Genomic DNA, 14888 nt, shown 5'->3' with positions numbered 1-14888 from the left:
GTTAAGCTCGCGCGAAATTGCTGTCAACAGAGTTCTGCGGTGTCGAGTTTGGCCAGGTCAGTGGCGCTGTCGCTTACGGAACGTAAGTGCGATCATGCGGAGCGTTTCTGCTACAAGTGTCGTATAAGAAGTCAGAAAACTGGTTCGCGGTGATCGCGGCGGGGGCGACATTCGTTCTGTGACCAGTCGACTTTAGATGAATGCGGCCGTGCTGTGATGGGCTTGAGCGTGACAGTGTGATCCTCGTCACATACTATTCACCGGATGTGGTGGCTAGTCTCCGGGAGTGTTGCGAATCCACGCGGAACCGCAGCGGTCTTCTGTTCCACGGCAGAAGATGAATGTTTTTCTTGGGGGACGAGAGAAACGATGATCGCCTTTACCGGCGGGTCCGCGCTCAACGGGGAAGTGGGGGTACGCCGTGCCGCTCGCGGCAGATGACGCGGTGCGCGCCGACGGAGTCCGGCCGGTCGACGGGCCGATCGACGCCGTCCGGGCGCACGCCGCGACGACGCCCGGAGCCGCCGCGCTCCTGGACACCGCCGGGCACGCCCTCGCCTACGGAGACCTCCGGGACCTGCTCGACGCGACCAGGGCGCGGCTGGAACAGCTCGGGATCGCGCCCGGCGACCGCGTGGTCGTCGCCGCCGGGGCCGGTCTCGGCACCGCCGTGCTGCTGCTCGCGCTGCTGGACCTGGCCTGCTGCTGCCCCGTCGACCCGACGGTCCGGCGCGACGAACTCCGGGCCGTCCTCGACCTGGTCCGGCCGGCGGCCGTCGTCGTCCCGGCGAACGCGGGCGCGGACCTGCGGCACGCGGCGGCGTCGCGCGGCCTCGGCGTCATCGAGGCGCACGCCGATCCAGCGCCGGTGCTGACGCCGGTCGCCGAGCGCCGGACGCCGCGCGCCGGGACGGACGACGACGCCAAACTGCTCCTGCGCACGTCCGGCACCACCGCCCGGGGCAAGATCGTCGCCCTGACGGCCGGGAACATCGTCGCCGGCGCCCGCGCGACCGGCCGCGCCTACGCCCTCACCCCGGACGACCGGCGCCTCAACCTCATGCCGCTGTTCCACGTGCAGGGGCTGGTCGGCTCGCTGCTCGCGTCGCTGGCGGCCGGGTCCAGCGTCGTCTGCGCCGCCGCGTTCGATCCCGCCAAGGTGGCGGGCTGGCTGCGCGAGCTGCGTCCGACCTGGTTCTCGGCGAGCCCGGCCATGCACCGGCTCATCCTGGACGCGCCCGGACGGCCGGACGGGCACGCGCTGCGGTTCGTCCGGTCCGGCTCGGCCGCCCTGCCCGCCGCGCTGCGCGCCGACCTGGCGGACGCCTACGCCGTCCCGGTCGTCGAGTCGTACGGCATGTCCGAGGCGCACCAGATCGCGTCGACGCCGCTGCCGCCGCAGCCGCCCGCGCGCGGCATGGTCGCGACCGGCTCGGAGATCGGCATCCGCGACGACCACGGGACGATCCACCGCACACCGGGCGCGACCGGCGAGATCGTCGTGCGCGGCCCGAACGTCGTCGGCGGCTACCTGTGGCCGTCGCGCGCCGACGAGGCGTTCACCGGCGGCTGGTTCCGCACCGGCGACCTCGGCGCGCTGCACGACGACGGCTCGCTCGCGGTCACCGGACGGCTCAAGGAGCTGATCGACCGGGGCGGCGAGAAGGTGTCGCCCCGCGAGATCGAGGACGCCCTCGCGCGGCACCCCGACGTCGAGCGCGCGGCCGTGTTCGGCGTCCCCGACCCGGTGCTCACCGAGCGGATCGCGGCGGCCGTCGTCCTGCGCGCGGGCGCCGCCCCCGACGCCGACGGCCTGCGCCGCTTCACCGGCCGCCGGATCGCCCCGCACAAGGTCCCCGAGCTGATCACGTTCCGGGACGCGCTCCCGGTGAGCGCCACCGGCAAGATCCAGAAGCACGAGCTGGCGCGCGAGCTGGAGCCCGTCCGGGAGACCGCCGGGAACGACGGCCCCCGCCCCCGCACCGCGACCGAGGCCGCGCTCGCCGGGCTCTGGGCGTTCGCGCTGGACGTCGCGCACGTGTCGGTCGAGGACGACTTCTTCGCGCGCGGCGGCGACTCCCTGGCCGCCGTCGCGCTGCTGAGCACGGTCGAGGAGGTCTTCGGCGTGGTCCTCGGCCCGCAGTCTCTCTTCGACGAGCTGAACACCGTCGCCCGCATGGCCGCGCACATCGCGGCGCGAACCGGGGAGGCGCACGATGGCTGACCTGCAACTGACCCGGCAGCGCGTCACCGACAGCCAGATTCTGCTGCGCTTCATGGAGCGGAACTTCGGCGCGCCGGGCGTCATGAACGTCCCGACGACGCTGCGGCTGACGGGCGCCCTGGACCGTCCCGCGCTGGACGCGGCCGTCCGGGACCTCGCCGACCGCCACGAGGCGCTGCGCACGACGTTCGGGAAGATCGACGGCCGGCTGCACTTCGCCGTCCACCCCGGGAGCGACCTCGCGGTGACGTTCACCGACACCGCCGCCACCGCGCACCCCGCCGAGAACGCCTGGCGGACGATCCACGAGCGCCTGACCCGCGACATCGACGTCGTCACCGGCCCGCCCGTCACCGTCGACCTGATCCGCACGGCGCCCGCCGAGCACCTGCTGATGCTCAACCCGCACCACCTGGTCACCGACGCGTGGTCCAACATGCTCCTGCTGCGCGACCTCGCGGCGCTCTACGACGCGCGGCTGAGCGGCCGTCCGGCCGGGCTGCCCGAGGTGCGGTGGCAGTTCGGCGACTACGCGGCCTGGGAGCGGCGGCGCCTGGACGGCGACGGCGGACGACGCGACCGCGCGTTCTGGCGGGAGCAACTGCGCGACGCGCGCTACCTGGACCTGCGTCCCGCGCCCGAACGCGCGGGCGCCCGGCCGCAGACCGAGAACGTCTGGTTCACGCTCGACGCGGACCGGACCGCCGCGCTGAAGCGGGCGGCGCGGCGGCACCGGACGAGCCTGTTCGTCATCACGCTGGCCCTCTACGCCGCCGTCCTGCACGCGGCGTCCGGGGAGACGGACGTCACGGTCGGGTCCGTCTTCGCCAACCGCGCCCGCCGCGAGGCGCACGAGACCGTCGGCTTCTTCGCCAACATGATCCCGCTGCGCCTGCGGACGGGACCGAACCCGCAGCTGACCGACCACATCGACGCCGCGCGCGGCACCGTCCTGTCGGCCCTGCCGCACCAGGGGATGCCGTACCGCAGCCTCGTCCTGGACCCGGAAACGGCCCACGCGCGGCGCGCGGGCGAGGTCGTCTTCCACATGCTCGCCGTCCCGCCCGGCGTCGACGCGCCGCACCGGCCGCGCTTCGCCGGGCTCACCGCCGAGCCGTTCCGGATCCCGGACGGCATGGGCAGCCGCTTCGACCTCGAACTCCTCGTGATCCCGCAGAACGACGCGCTGGAGGGCGTCTTCCGGTACGCGGGCGACCGGTACGAGAGCGCCTACGTGCGCGGCCTCGCGGACGCCTACGCCGCCCTGGTCGACGACCTGATCGGCGGCGACACCACCAGCACGCAAGGGCACCAACCAGCAGGAAGGACCCATCCATGACGGTCATGCTCGACGACGTCCTGAGCCGGTTCGACGCGGCCGACGTCCACCACCTGCCCGGCGGCCACGTCGTCGTCGCCGGCGAGTACGTCGAACCGATGCAGCGCATCCCGAGCTGCCTGGTCGACTACGTCTCGCCCGAACTCGCGGCGGCGCCCGACGCGGCCGACGTCCTCGTCGCGTGGGCGAAAGAGGCGTTCCCGGCGGCGAAGATGCTGCTCGTCCGGCTCACCGACGAGGACGCCTCGCTGCTCGGCTTCGAGGACTACCTCTTCTACATGATGCTCACGAAGCCGCCGACGCCGCACGCGGACGAGACGCCGATCGACGTCCGTCCGGCGCGGCCCGAAGACCTGGAGTTCGTCGGGTCGTTCCTGGTCGAGGCGTTCGACGACGGCCTGGAGATGCGGCTGCTGCCCGCCGAGGAGGACGCCGGGACGAAGCAGGCCCGCACTGTGCTCAAGGACCCGGACGCGCGCAGCTTCGTCGCGTCCTGCGACGGCGAGAACATCGGCCACGCCACGCTTCTCGTGAACCAGGCCGACCAGGTCACCGGGCAGGAGTTCGTGGAACTGCTCGACTTCCTGGTGGAGCGCAAGCACCCGATGCGGTACCCGGCCGAATCGGCGCTGGTCACCCACACCTGGAAGTACGCCCAGGACCTCGGGCTGCCCGTCCTCAGCCACATCGTGGTGCGCGAGAAGACCTGCCACTGCGCCGGGGTCGAGCTGATGATCCTCGACCGGCTCTACACCCGGGGCTGGGAGTTCTCGCACAAGTACCAGCGGTACATGTTCCCGGCCTCATGAAGCCCTGGCTGGACCTGGACCTGCTGGCGCGTCTGCTCGGCCTGCCCGAGGGGACGGGCCTGCGCCGCATGTTCGTCACGGCGCTGGACCCGGGCGCGAAGCTGGCCGAGCCGGTGCTCAGCGTCGCCCGCGCCGCCGGGACCGACATCGGCGAGATCGGCGCGGCCTGGCTCGCGCTCACGACGCGGCGCAAGGACTTCTACGCCCGCGTCCTCGCCGAGCTGACCGAGCGGTGTCCCGGCCTGACGGTGCTCAAAGGCCCCGCGATCGACGCGTTCTATCCGGACGACGTGATCCGCGGCCGGGTCGACCTGGACGTGTGCGCGCCGGACGTCCCGTCGCTCTGGGACCTGGCCGGACACGTGCGGCGCCGCGCGGCCGACCTCGGGCCCGGGCTCGAACCGAAGGAGGCGAACGTCAGCGTCCTGACGCGCGGGGCGGAGCGGGCGGTGTTCGCGGGCCTGAGCTGGACGTCGCCGCACACCGCGCTCGACTCGGTCTACCGGGTGGAGCTGTCGACGCTGCCGTTCCTCGGCGACCGCGCGGCGGTCCCGCCCCGCCCGGGGCTGCCCGCGTCGGGCTGGACGCTGCAACTCCTGCTCGTCGCCGAGGAGCAGTTCCAGCGCGCCGTCGGCGCCCGCGACGTCCTGGACGTCCTGATGATCCTCGACGCGGCCGGGGCCCCGCCCGACGACGCCTGGATCGCCGCGACCACGGCGGCCCGGCTGGCGCCGGAGGTCGCGGCGCTGCTGGCCGCGGCGGCGGACGCGGTCGACGGACGCGCCGGCGCCGGGCACCTGCGGGCGGCGGCGCTGGCGATGGCCGCGCGGCTCGCGCCGCACGCCGACCGGGAACGGCGGCGTCGCGAGGGCGTACGCGATCCGGGCGAGCACGGGACGCTGGAGTACGGGGTGCCGCTGGACGACCGTCCCGCGGACGGCGAGCGCCTGGACCGGCACGACTTCGGCTCCATCCTGCGCGGCCCGCTCGGCTCCCACCTCCTGGTGTCCGACCTGGAAGTCCCGCACGAGACCTACGAACGCGCGCTGGCCGCCGTCTGAAAAGAGGGACCTTGGACGTGAAACAGGACGCGGCGACCCCGCTGCACGCCGTCACCGCGGACCGGATGATCGAGCTGGTCGGCGAGGCGTTCGGCGCGCCGGGATTCATCGGGCTCACCGGGTCCCTGGCCGCCGGGTACGGGAACCGGGCGAGCGACATCGACGTGTACGCCGTCGTGGACGGCCCGGTCATGCAGATCCCCATCGCCGCCTACGAGGACGGCCACCGCGTCGACGTGCGGTACTTCGGCCGCGACGAGGTGACGGCCTGGCCCGCCCTGCTGCGGACGCCGCCGGACGCGGCGTCGGCCGGGCACGCGGGCTACAAGAAGCGGCGGGCCGCGCTGCAGGCGACGGTCAGGTTCGCGCTGGCCCGCGTCCTCGCCGAGCGCGACGAGCTGGCGGAGTGGTCGCGGGACCTGCGCGGCCCGTGGCTCGGCCGGGCCGTCGCGGACTGGTGGGCGGCCGAGGCGCGGCGGCGCGCGCTCGCCGCCGCGTGGCTCGACCGGGGCGCCTGGGAACCCCGGTGGCTGCGCGCGGCGGACGCGGGGCTCGCCGCCCTGGAGTGCCGGGCGGCGCGGTCCGGGCACCTGTTCTTCGGCGCCAAATGGCTGGGGGAGAAGTTCCGGCAGTCCGGCGACGCGGACGCGCTCGCGGCGCTGCGCCGCTGCCTGGCGTTCGGCCCGCCGGACGACCTGGTCGCGTTCACCGCCTTCACCGCCGACCTCGTCGCGTCCGACGCGCCGTTCGACGCCGCCCGGCACCGCTGGGCGCTCACCCCCGCGACGGGCGTGGAGATCCACCGCTACCTCGGCCGCTACGTCGTCAGCCGGTGGAACATGCGCGGCGCCGAAGTCCCCGAGGACGAGGGCGCGCCGCTGGCCGACCCCGCCCGCGTCTGGACGGGCCGCTGGGACGAGCGTCCGGACCCCGTCCTGCTGGCCCTGCTGGAGGCCGACCTGCTGTGGCTGTCGGTGATCACGGACGGGAGCGCCCCATGATCGAGACCTTCGACGACATCCGCCGCCGCACCGCCGCGACGACCCAGACCGCCGCGCGGATCATGGTGACCGTCCAGGCCCTGCTGCAGGACGTGGACGGCGCGATCGACGCCGGGCAGTGGGAGGTGGCCGGGCACGCCGGACGCGCCGTCGTCCTCGAATGCTGCGCGCTGCGCGGCACCGGACGCGGCGGCGAACCGTCGTGGCCCGTCGGCGGCGTCGCGTTCGACCCGTTCGCCCGGCTGGACCCGGCCGAGCGCGCCGAGGCCGCCGACCTGCTCGACCGGGCCGGACGGCTCGGCGACGCGGCCGGCGCGGCGGCCTGGCGGGACCGTCTCGCGGCGCTCGTCGACGGCGTCACGGCCGGCAACGGCATCGCCGGCGACCTGCCCGAACTGCGCTCGCCCGCGGGCATGTTCGCGGCGCTGCGCCTCGCCAGGGACGGCTTCGACGTGGTCGCGGCGATGCACCTCGCGCCCGTCTTCCCCGAGTCCTGGACGACGGCCGTCCCGCCCGCGTCCTGACCGCCCGCCCGAACCGAGAGGCCCGCGATGCAGACCGTCTCCGTCACGAAAGACCTCCGAGCGCCGATCGGCAGGCTCTGGGACCTGCTCCTCGACGTGGAGCGCTTCGCCGACTACATGAGCGACGTCGAGTGGATCAAGGTGCTCGACGTCCGCGACGACGTGCGCACCGCCGAATGGTCGGTGATCCTGCGCGGGTCGATCCTGCGCTGGTCCGAGAAGGGGCGCGTCGACCCGTCCCGGCACCGGATCGACTTCGAGCAGCTCGACGGCGACCTCAGCGTTTTCCAGGGCGAATGGCTGCTGACCGATCTCGGCGGCGGCCTCACCCGCGCGTCCCTGCGCATCGAGTTCGAGATCGGCATTCCGCTGATGGCGCGGATGCTCGACCCGATCGCGCGGGAGTCGCTGCGCACGAACACGAGCCGGATGCTGGAAGAACTCGAGCAGCGGGCCTGCGCCCCGGAGGAATGATGTCCGCGACCGACGCGACGTGGTCCGTGGCGATGAACGGCCGGGCCACCTTTTCCTGGGATTACGACGCCGGGAACGAACGCCTGCTCTCGCTCTACCGCAAGGGCAAGGACAAGCAGTGGGACCAGGAGCGGCGGATCGACTGGGACGTCCCCACCGATCCCGACGACCCGCTCGGGATGCCGGACGTCATGGTCCCGCTCTACGGCTCGCCGACCTGGGCCAAGCTCGGCCCGAAGAACATCGCCGAACTCCGGCTGCACGGCGCGGCCTGGCAGTTCAGCCAGTTCCTGCACGGCGAGCAGGGGGCGCTGATCTGCGCGTCCCGGCTCGTGGAGTCGGTGCCCGGCATCGACGCCAAGCTCTACGCCGCGACGCAGGTGGTGGACGAGGCGCGCCACACCGAGATCTTCAGCCGCTTCCTTACCGAGCGGGTGGGCGTGCAATATCCGATCAACCAGAATCTGGCGTCCCTGCTCGACGACACGCTGACCGATTCCCGCTGGGACCTGCCCTATCTCGGAATGCAGGTGCTCATCGAAGGATTGGCGCTGGCCGCGTTCGGGCTGCTGCGCGACATGACGACCCAGCCGCTCGCCCGCCAGATCCTCGCCTACGTCATGCAGGACGAGGCGCGGCACGTCGCGTTCGGACGGCTCGCGCTGCGCGACTACTACCGCGAGATCGACGCCAGGGAGCGCGCCGAGCGCGAGGACTTCGTCATCGAGGCGTGCTACCGGATGCGCGACCGGTTCCTGTGGACGGACGTCATCGTCGCGCTCGGCTACGAGCGGTCGAAGTCGCCGGAGACGCGGCCCAACCGCGAGGCGCTGCGGATGTTCCAGCGGGCGCTGTTCGGGCGGATCGTCCCGTGCGTCCGCGACATCGGCCTGTGGACGGACCGGGTCCGCGCCGCCTACGCCGACATCGGCGTCCTCGACCTCGCCGACGTGGACCTTCAGGCCGCGATGGCGCGCGACGAGGACCTCGCCGAGCAGGAGGACCGGGCCCGCGACGCCCGCGTCGCCGAGGTGGGCGAGATGATCGCGCGCGGCGCGGACGGCTGAGCCGGTGCTCCCGACCCGGTGGGCGCCCCGGTCCTCGCCCCGGTGGCGCGCGCAGCGCATGCTCTGGGACGGCGCGCCGCGCCAGGCCGTCCTGCTCTACGCCTGCGCGGCGGTGGGCGCGCTGGCGCCGGTCGTGCTGCTCGTCGGCGTCGGCCGGATCGTCCGGGCGGCGGCCGGGGACCGGCAGGCGACCTGGCCCTGGATCGCGGTGAGCGGGGCGGCGATCGGCGTCCTGCTCGTCGGCGACACGGTCCGCGACCACGTGGCGGGGATCGCCCGCGCCCGGCTCACGTTCGCGCTGCAGGAACGGCTGATGACGGCGCTGATCCGGCCCGCCGGGATCGCGCACCTCACCGACCAGGGCAATCTGGACGCGCTCGCCGGGGCCAAGGGCGCGCTCACCGGCTTCCAGCCCGCGAACGCGCCGCTCACCCAGGTCGCGCTGGCGGGCGACCGGCTGGGCGGGCTCGCCGCCTGCGTCCTCGTCGGAGCGTTCCGCTGGTGGCTCGGCGCCGGGCTGCTGCTGGTGTGGCTGGCCGTCCGCCGCCCCCTGCGCACGGTGATCACGGAGCATGTGGCGGCGCTCGGCGGGGACGCCGGGAAGATCCGCCGGGCCGTCTACTTCTTCGAGCTGGCCACCGATCCGGCCGCCGCGCCCGAGGTGCGCGCCTACGGCCTCGGACGGTGGACGGTGGACCGTCTGCGCGAGCACTGGCTGCTGGCGATGGCGGCGGCGTGGAGCGTCCGGGCGCGCGTCTACCGCACGGTCGCGCTGACGGCCGGGCTGGTCGTCGCGGCCAACCTCGCGGCCTGCTGGGTGCTCGCCGACGCCGTCGCCCACCACCGGATCGGGCTCGCCGAGCTGGCCGCGTACTTCCCCGCGATCGTCGCGACGTCCGCCGTCGGCGGCATCTCCACCGAGGACATCGCGCTGGCCTGGATGCTCGCCTCCCTTCCCGACGTCGAGCGCCTGGAGGCCGGGATCGCGCGCAGCGCCGTCCCGCTCGGCGGCGCGCGGCCCGTCGGCGACCTGCCCCGGCGGACGATCCGGCTGGAGGGCGTCCGGTTCGCGTTCGGCGACCGGCCCGTCCTGGACGGCCTCGACCTCGACATCCCGGTCGGCGCGTCGACCGCGATCGTCGGCGCGAACGGCGCCGGGAAGACCACGCTGATCCGGCTGCTCACCCGGCTGCACGACCCGTCCGGCGGCCGGATCACCGTGGACGGCACCGACCTCGCCGACCTCGACCCGGCCGACTGGCAGCGCCGCTGCGCGCTGATCTCGCAGGACTTCGCGCGGCTCCCGTTCACCCTCGCCGACAACATCGGCGTCGGCGCGAGCCGCGCGGCGCTGCGGGCCGCCGCCGAGCGCGCCGGGGCCGCCGACCTCGTCGCCGGGCTGCCGGACGGCTGGGACACGCCGCTCGGCGTCCCCGGCGGACGCGACCTGTCGCGCGGCCAGTGGCAGCGCGTCGCCCTCGCGCGGGCGCTGTACGCCGCGGAACACGGCGCGCGGATCCTCGTCCTGGACGAGCCGACCGCGTGGCTGGACGCGGCGGCCGAGGCCGACTTCCACCGGCGGTTCCTGGCGATGACGCGCGGCCTCACCACGATCATCGTGGCGCACCGCTTCTCGACCGTCCGCCGGGCGGACCGCATCCACGTGCTGCACGACGGGAAGGTCGCCGAGAGCGGCGACCACGACACGCTGCTCGCGCTGGACGGCCGGTACGCCGCGATGTTCACCGCGCAGGCGGCGCGGTTCGCCGGAGAGGCGACGGCCCGGTGAGGCGCGCGGTCTGGCCGCGGGTCCTCGCGCTCGGGTTCCGCGCCGCGCCCCGCCACATGGTCGCGGCGCTGGTCGTGTGGATCGTCGGCGCGTTCGCGATGTCGGCGTACGCGGTCGGCTTCCAGCAGATCGTGGACGGCTACCTGGAGCACGACGACGCCGAGGTGATGCGCGGCGCGGTGCTGACGGCCGTCCTGTTCAGCGTCGGCTGGACGGTCACCGTCCTCGCCGCCAACATCGGGTTCGGCCTGTCGGACCATGTCGCGCTCCGGCTGCTGGAGCAGGTCGCGCACGCGGCGGCGACCGAACCCCGGCTCCGGCGGCTGGAGGGCGCGGAGTACCGGCGGCGGCTGGGCGCCGTCCGCGACGGCCGCGTCCTGCTCGCCGCCGGTCCCCGCCATCTGCTCGCGCTGTTCCAGGCGGTCCTGCGGGCGCTCGGCATCGCGCTGGTCCTCGGGCTCGTCTACCCGCCGCTGGCCGCGCTGCCGCTGGCCGCCGTCCTGCCCGTCGCGCTGGAACGCGTGGCGGCGCGGGCGCGGACCGCCGCCGAACGGGACCTGGCGGCCGACCGGACGACCGCGACCGCCCTCCTGGACCTCGCCGCCTCGCCGACGGCCGCCGCCGAGCTGCGCGTCCACGGGCTCGGCGCCGAACTCCTCCGGCGGCACCGCGCCGTCGCCGACCGGGGCGTCGCCGCGCTGCGCCGCCGGACCGCGCGGCCGACGGTCCTGCGGTCGGCGGGCTGGGCGGTGTACGCGGCGGTCTTCACGGCGGGCCTCGGGCTCGTCGTCGTCCGCGCCGCCGACCACCAGGCCAGCGTGGGGCAGCTGCTCATGGTCGCGGCCGTCGTGCGGCGGTCCCAGCTCGTCAGCGGGCAGGCCGCCGCCGCGCTCGGCAGGCTCGTGTCCGTCGGGGACGTGATGCGCGACTACCTCTGGCTGCGCGGGCGTTTCGCGGGGGAGCGGGCGCCCGGGACGGCGCCGCCGGTGCCGTCCCGGATCGTCCACGGCCTCGACCTGGACGGCGTCGGCTTCGCCTACGACGACGGCCCCCCGGCGCTGGACGGCGTCACGCTGCACGTCCCCGCGGGCTCCCTCGTCGTCCTGATCGGCGAGAACGGCGCGGGAAAGAGCACGCTCGTCAAGCTGCTCACCGGCGTCTACGCCCCGACGCGGGGCCGGATCCTGCTCGACGGCGCCGACATCGCCGGCTTCGCGCGCGACGACTGGCACGCGGCCATCGCCGTGACGTTCCAGGACTTCGTCCGCTACGAGCTGACCGCCGGGCAGAACATCGGCGTCGGCGACCTGCCGCGCCTGGACGACGCCCCGGCCGCCTGGGACGCCCTGCGCTCCTGCGGCGACGGCGCCTGGGCGCGCGGCCTGCCGGACGGCCTGGACACCCCCGTCGGACGCACCCTGCCTGGCGCCGTCGACCTGTCGGGCGGCCAGTGGCAGCAGCTCGCCATAGCGCGCGGCCGGCTGCGCGACCGGCCGCTGCTGCACCTGGTGGACGAGCCCGGCGCCGGCCTGGACCCCGCCGCCGAGGAGGCCGTCGTCGGGCACTACGTCCGGGATGCCCGCCGCCGCGCCGCCGCGACCGGGACGATCACCGTCCTCGTCACCCACCGGATGACGACCGCCGTGCGCGCCGACCTCGTCGTGTTCCTGGACGCCGCGGGCGGGGCGCTCGCGGGCGCCCACGCGGACCTGCTCGCCGCCTCCCCGCGCTATGCCGAACTGTTCACGGCGCAGGCCGCCGCCTACCACGTGGGAGAAGGGACGCGATGACACCGAACGTGTGGGTCCTCGATCGCGGCGAGCCGTCGGCGGAGGGACGGCTGCTCTGCGACGCGCTCGGCGAACGCGGGATCACCGCCGACACCGTCGACTGGACGCGGCTGATCGCACAAGGCTTCCCCGACCCGTCGGCGGGACGTCCCGCGCTGCCGGACCTGGCGCTCGTCCGGCCGCGCGTGCTGAACCGCCACGAAGGCGATCTCGCGCTGCTGTACGACTGGCTCGGCGTCATGGAGGACGGCGGGACGCGGGTGCTGAACACCGTGGACTCCCTGCGGCGCGCCAAGAACAAGGTGCGGCAGGCCGCGCTGCTCGCCGGCGCGGGCGTGCCGGTGCCCGCCACCCGGACCGTCCGGACGCTGGACGAGATCGCCCGCTGCCTCGCCGACTGGGGCGAGATCGTGCTCAAGCCCGTCCACGGGCACGCGTCGCTCGACGTGACCCGGATGGCGGCGCTCGGCCCCGAACGGCGGTACCGGGACGGGTCGCTCGGCCTGCGCGAGGAGACCGTGGGCTGGCACCTGCTCCGCCGCTATGGAGAACTGTGCGCGCAGCGGTTCCTGCCGAGCCCGGGACGCGAACTGCGCGTCATCGTGATCGGCGGACGCGTCGTCGTCTGCTCCTACCACCGGACGGCCGAACTCGGCGCGGCCGTCCAGGGCGCCCGCGTCCTCATGGACCCCGCCCGGTGGGAGCCGCACGAGCCCGACGCCGCGCTGCTCGCGCTCGTCGGCCGGGCGCTCGGCGTCCTCGGCCTGGACCTGGCGTCGCTGGACCTCGTCGAGACCCCCGACGGCCACGCCGTGATCGAGGTGAACCCCACGGTCCCGAGCTGGCGGTTCTTCACCGGCACCGAGCACGACCGGACGGGCGGGCGGATCACCGGGATCCACGCCGACCTGGTGATCGACCGACTGAAGGAGCGCGGCGATGGGTTCTGACGGGCCGCGGCTCTGGCCGTTCTACTCCGAGCGCGCCGTCGCCCGCGTGACCGCCCGCGTCCGCGCCGGGACGATGTACTCCACCACGGGCGACGATCCGGACATCGCCGCGTGCGAACGGCGGCTGGCGGACGTCCTGCTCCCCGGCGCGTCCGCCGTGCTGTGCAACTCGGGGACCGCCGCGTTGGCCGGCGCCTACCACGGGCTCGCGCTCGAACCGGGCGCCGAGGTGCTGGTCCCGTCGAACACCTTCCGGGCCACCGCGACGCCGCTGCTGGCGCTCGGGCTGCGGCCCGTGCTGTGCGACTCGCTGCCCGCGGACGGCCGCATCGACCTGGCGGACGCGGCCCGGCGGATCACCGCGCGCACGCGGGCGCTGGTCGTGACGCACCTGTGGGGCCGTCCCGTCCCGCTGGACGACGCGCGGGCGCTCGCCGACCGGCACGGCCTCGCGCTGGTCGAGGACTGCTCGCACGCGCACGGCACCCGGTGGCGGGGCCGTCCTGTCGGGTCCGCCGGGCACGTCGCGGCGTTCAGCCTCGGCACGACCAAGATGGTCTCCGGCGGCCTCGCCGGGGTGCTGCTCACCACCGACCGGGACGTCTACGAACGCGCGCTCGTCTTCGGCCAGCCCAAGCACCGGGCGCTCGCCGACGTCGCCGACCCGGCGCTGCGCGCGCTGGCCGAGACCGGCCTCGGGCACAACCTGCGTCCGTCGCCCGCCGCCGCGATCCTCTGCGACGACCACCTGGACCGCCTCCCGACGACCGTCGCGGTCCGGAACCGGAACCTCGCGCGGCTGGACGCGCTGCTCGGCGCGCTGCTCCCCGCGCTGCGTCCGCTGGGCCGCGACCACGCGCACGGGACGCTCTACAAGTTCCACTGCCGCTGGACCGACCCGGAGACGCCCGCCGACCGGGTCGTCCAACTGCTGAAAGCGGCCGGGTTGGCCGTCCGGCGGCCCGCGAAGGCGCTGCACCGCACGCCTCTCTTCACCGATCCCGGCCTGTTGGACGACGGCCTCCCCGGGCCGGTGCGCGCGGTGCCCGGCGACTTCCCCGGCACCGATCGCTGCATGACCGATCTGATCGAGTTCGCCGGACGGGACCTGTACGAGGACTCCGAACCCGTCCTGGCCCGCTACGAGGCCGCGTTCCGGCACGCCGGGGCCGCCCTCGCGGAAGGACGCGCGCGATGCTGATCGAGATCACCGGCGTGGACGGCGCCGGGAAGTCCACGCTCGCCGACCGCCTCCGCACCGCCGTCACCGCGGCCGGACTGCCGTGCTCGCCGCTGACGCTGCGGTCGATGGGCAAACGGCTGCTGGACGACGTCGCCGTCGGGCGCGGCGCCGCGAACTGGCGGCAGCTCGTCAGCGCGGACGAGGCCGAGGTCGCGCACGCCGTCGAGATGGTCGCGCAGGCGCACGCGGCGCTGCACCCGGCCGGGTCCGGGCACGTCCTGCTCACCGAGACCTACGTCGTGCGGTGGCTGGCCGTCGCCGCGTTCTGGGACGCCGCGAAGCTCGACGTCCTCGCCGCGATCTACGGACGGCTGCCGACGCCCGACGTGTCCGTCCACCTCGACCTGCCCGCCGCCGAGGCGCTGCGCCGGATCACCGCGCGCCCGAAGGGGGACCGGCTGCTGCACGGCGGCGGCGCGGAGCGGAAGCTGACCCGGTACGCGGCGGCGTTCGACCGCGTCCGGCCGCTGCTGCCGTACCCGCAGCTCGTCCTGTCCGCCGAGCGTCCGGTGGACGACCTGGTGTCCGAGGTCGCGGGGCTCGTCCCGGCCCGGCCGTGCGCGGCGAATCGGTAGGGTTGCGGGGCACGGGCGGAATCGGTTTCCAGGGAGGTCGGG

13 protein-coding genes are annotated in these 14888 nt (G+C 74.7%); all 13 read left to right on the top strand.

Annotated features, from left to right (window positions below; all coding sequences use genetic code 11):
- The first annotated feature begins 445 nt into the window (after positions 1-445).
- From GQ466_RS32900 to GQ466_RS19730, 13 genes are read left to right on the top strand one after another with little or no spacing between them, the layout of a single operon-like run.
- A complete protein-coding gene (locus GQ466_RS32900; protein WP_161104477.1) occupies positions 446-2224 on the top strand; it encodes an AMP-binding protein in 1779 nt (592 codons plus the stop codon).
- Complete coding sequence (locus tag GQ466_RS19785) at positions 2217-3563, top strand: condensation domain-containing protein (RefSeq protein ID WP_161104476.1); 1347 nt, start codon at positions 2217-2219, stop codon at positions 3561-3563. The genes GQ466_RS32900 and GQ466_RS19785 overlap by 8 nt, the downstream gene beginning before the upstream one ends.
- Complete coding sequence (locus GQ466_RS19780; protein WP_161104475.1) at positions 3560-4372, top strand: hypothetical protein; 813 nt, start codon at positions 3560-3562, stop codon at positions 4370-4372. Before GQ466_RS19785 ends, GQ466_RS19780 begins: the two co-directional genes overlap by 4 nt.
- A complete protein-coding gene (locus GQ466_RS19775; RefSeq protein ID WP_161104474.1) occupies positions 4369-5433 on the top strand; it encodes a hypothetical protein in 1065 nt (354 codons plus the stop codon). Before GQ466_RS19780 ends, GQ466_RS19775 begins: the two co-directional genes overlap by 4 nt.
- A gap of 17 nt (positions 5434-5450) precedes the next feature.
- Positions 5451-6434, top strand: a complete 984-nt coding sequence (locus GQ466_RS19770; protein ID WP_161104473.1) for a hypothetical protein — start codon at positions 5451-5453, stop codon at positions 6432-6434.
- Positions 6431-6958, top strand: coding sequence for a hypothetical protein (locus GQ466_RS19765; RefSeq protein WP_161104472.1), 528 nt, complete (start codon positions 6431-6433; stop codon positions 6956-6958). The genes GQ466_RS19770 and GQ466_RS19765 overlap by 4 nt, the downstream gene beginning before the upstream one ends.
- A 27-nt stretch (positions 6959-6985) precedes the next feature.
- Positions 6986-7432 carry a type II toxin-antitoxin system RatA family toxin gene (locus tag GQ466_RS19760; protein WP_161104471.1) on the top strand — a complete coding sequence of 149 codons (447 nt, stop codon included), beginning with the start codon at positions 6986-6988 and terminating at the stop codon, positions 7430-7432.
- Positions 7432-8499, top strand: coding sequence for a ferritin-like domain-containing protein (locus tag GQ466_RS19755; protein ID WP_202420805.1), 1068 nt, complete (start codon positions 7432-7434; stop codon positions 8497-8499). The genes GQ466_RS19760 and GQ466_RS19755 overlap by 1 nt, the downstream gene beginning before the upstream one ends.
- A gap of 4 nt (positions 8500-8503) precedes the next feature.
- A complete protein-coding gene (locus GQ466_RS32895) occupies positions 8504-10288 on the top strand; it encodes an ATP-binding cassette domain-containing protein (protein WP_161104469.1) in 1785 nt (594 codons plus the stop codon).
- Entirely contained in the window at positions 10285-12078 is a 1794-nt protein-coding gene (locus GQ466_RS32890; protein ID WP_161104468.1) for an ATP-binding cassette domain-containing protein, read from the top strand. The genes GQ466_RS32895 and GQ466_RS32890 overlap by 4 nt, the downstream gene beginning before the upstream one ends.
- On the top strand, positions 12075-13028 hold the full coding sequence (locus GQ466_RS19740; protein ID WP_161104467.1) for an ATP-grasp domain-containing protein: 954 nt from the start codon (positions 12075-12077) through the stop codon (positions 13026-13028). The genes GQ466_RS32890 and GQ466_RS19740 overlap by 4 nt, the downstream gene beginning before the upstream one ends.
- A complete protein-coding gene (locus GQ466_RS19735; RefSeq protein WP_161104466.1) occupies positions 13018-14229 on the top strand; it encodes a DegT/DnrJ/EryC1/StrS family aminotransferase in 1212 nt (403 codons plus the stop codon). The genes GQ466_RS19740 and GQ466_RS19735 overlap by 11 nt, the downstream gene beginning before the upstream one ends.
- Positions 14223-14846 (top strand): nucleoside/nucleotide kinase family protein, encoded by a 624-nt coding sequence (locus tag GQ466_RS19730; RefSeq protein WP_161104465.1) that lies wholly within the window; start codon positions 14223-14225, stop codon positions 14844-14846. The genes GQ466_RS19735 and GQ466_RS19730 overlap by 7 nt, the downstream gene beginning before the upstream one ends.
- Positions 14847-14888: the final 42 nt, after the last annotated feature.

Origin of the sequence: Actinomadura rayongensis, from assembly GCF_009831215.1 — a bacterium.
Taxonomy (GTDB): Bacteria; Actinomycetota; Actinomycetes; order Streptosporangiales; family Streptosporangiaceae; genus Spirillospora; species Spirillospora rayongensis.
This window is presented reverse-complemented; position numbering and strand designations above follow the sequence as displayed.

What these genes read in the sequence shown, in the direction of transcription:
- GQ466_RS19735 (WP_161104466.1), top strand. Translation starts at nt 13,018, where the DNA reads ATGGGTTCTGACGGGCCGCGGCTCTGGCCGTTCTACTCCGAGCGCGCC.
- GQ466_RS19765 (WP_161104472.1), top strand. Translation starts at nt 6,431, where the DNA reads ATGATCGAGACCTTCGACGACATCCGCCGCCGCACCGCCGCGACGACC.
- GQ466_RS19730 (WP_161104465.1), top strand. Translation starts at nt 14,223, where the DNA reads ATGCTGATCGAGATCACCGGCGTGGACGGCGCCGGGAAGTCCACGCTC.
- GQ466_RS19780 (WP_161104475.1), top strand. Translation starts at nt 3,560, where the DNA reads ATGACGGTCATGCTCGACGACGTCCTGAGCCGGTTCGACGCGGCCGAC.
- GQ466_RS19760 (WP_161104471.1), top strand. Translation starts at nt 6,986, where the DNA reads ATGCAGACCGTCTCCGTCACGAAAGACCTCCGAGCGCCGATCGGCAGG.
- GQ466_RS19775 (WP_161104474.1), top strand. Translation starts at nt 4,369, where the DNA reads ATGAAGCCCTGGCTGGACCTGGACCTGCTGGCGCGTCTGCTCGGCCTG.
- GQ466_RS19785 (WP_161104476.1), top strand. Translation starts at nt 2,217, where the DNA reads ATGGCTGACCTGCAACTGACCCGGCAGCGCGTCACCGACAGCCAGATT.
- GQ466_RS19755 (WP_202420805.1), top strand. Translation starts at nt 7,432, where the DNA reads ATGTCCGCGACCGACGCGACGTGGTCCGTGGCGATGAACGGCCGGGCC.
- GQ466_RS19740 (WP_161104467.1), top strand. Translation starts at nt 12,075, where the DNA reads ATGACACCGAACGTGTGGGTCCTCGATCGCGGCGAGCCGTCGGCGGAG.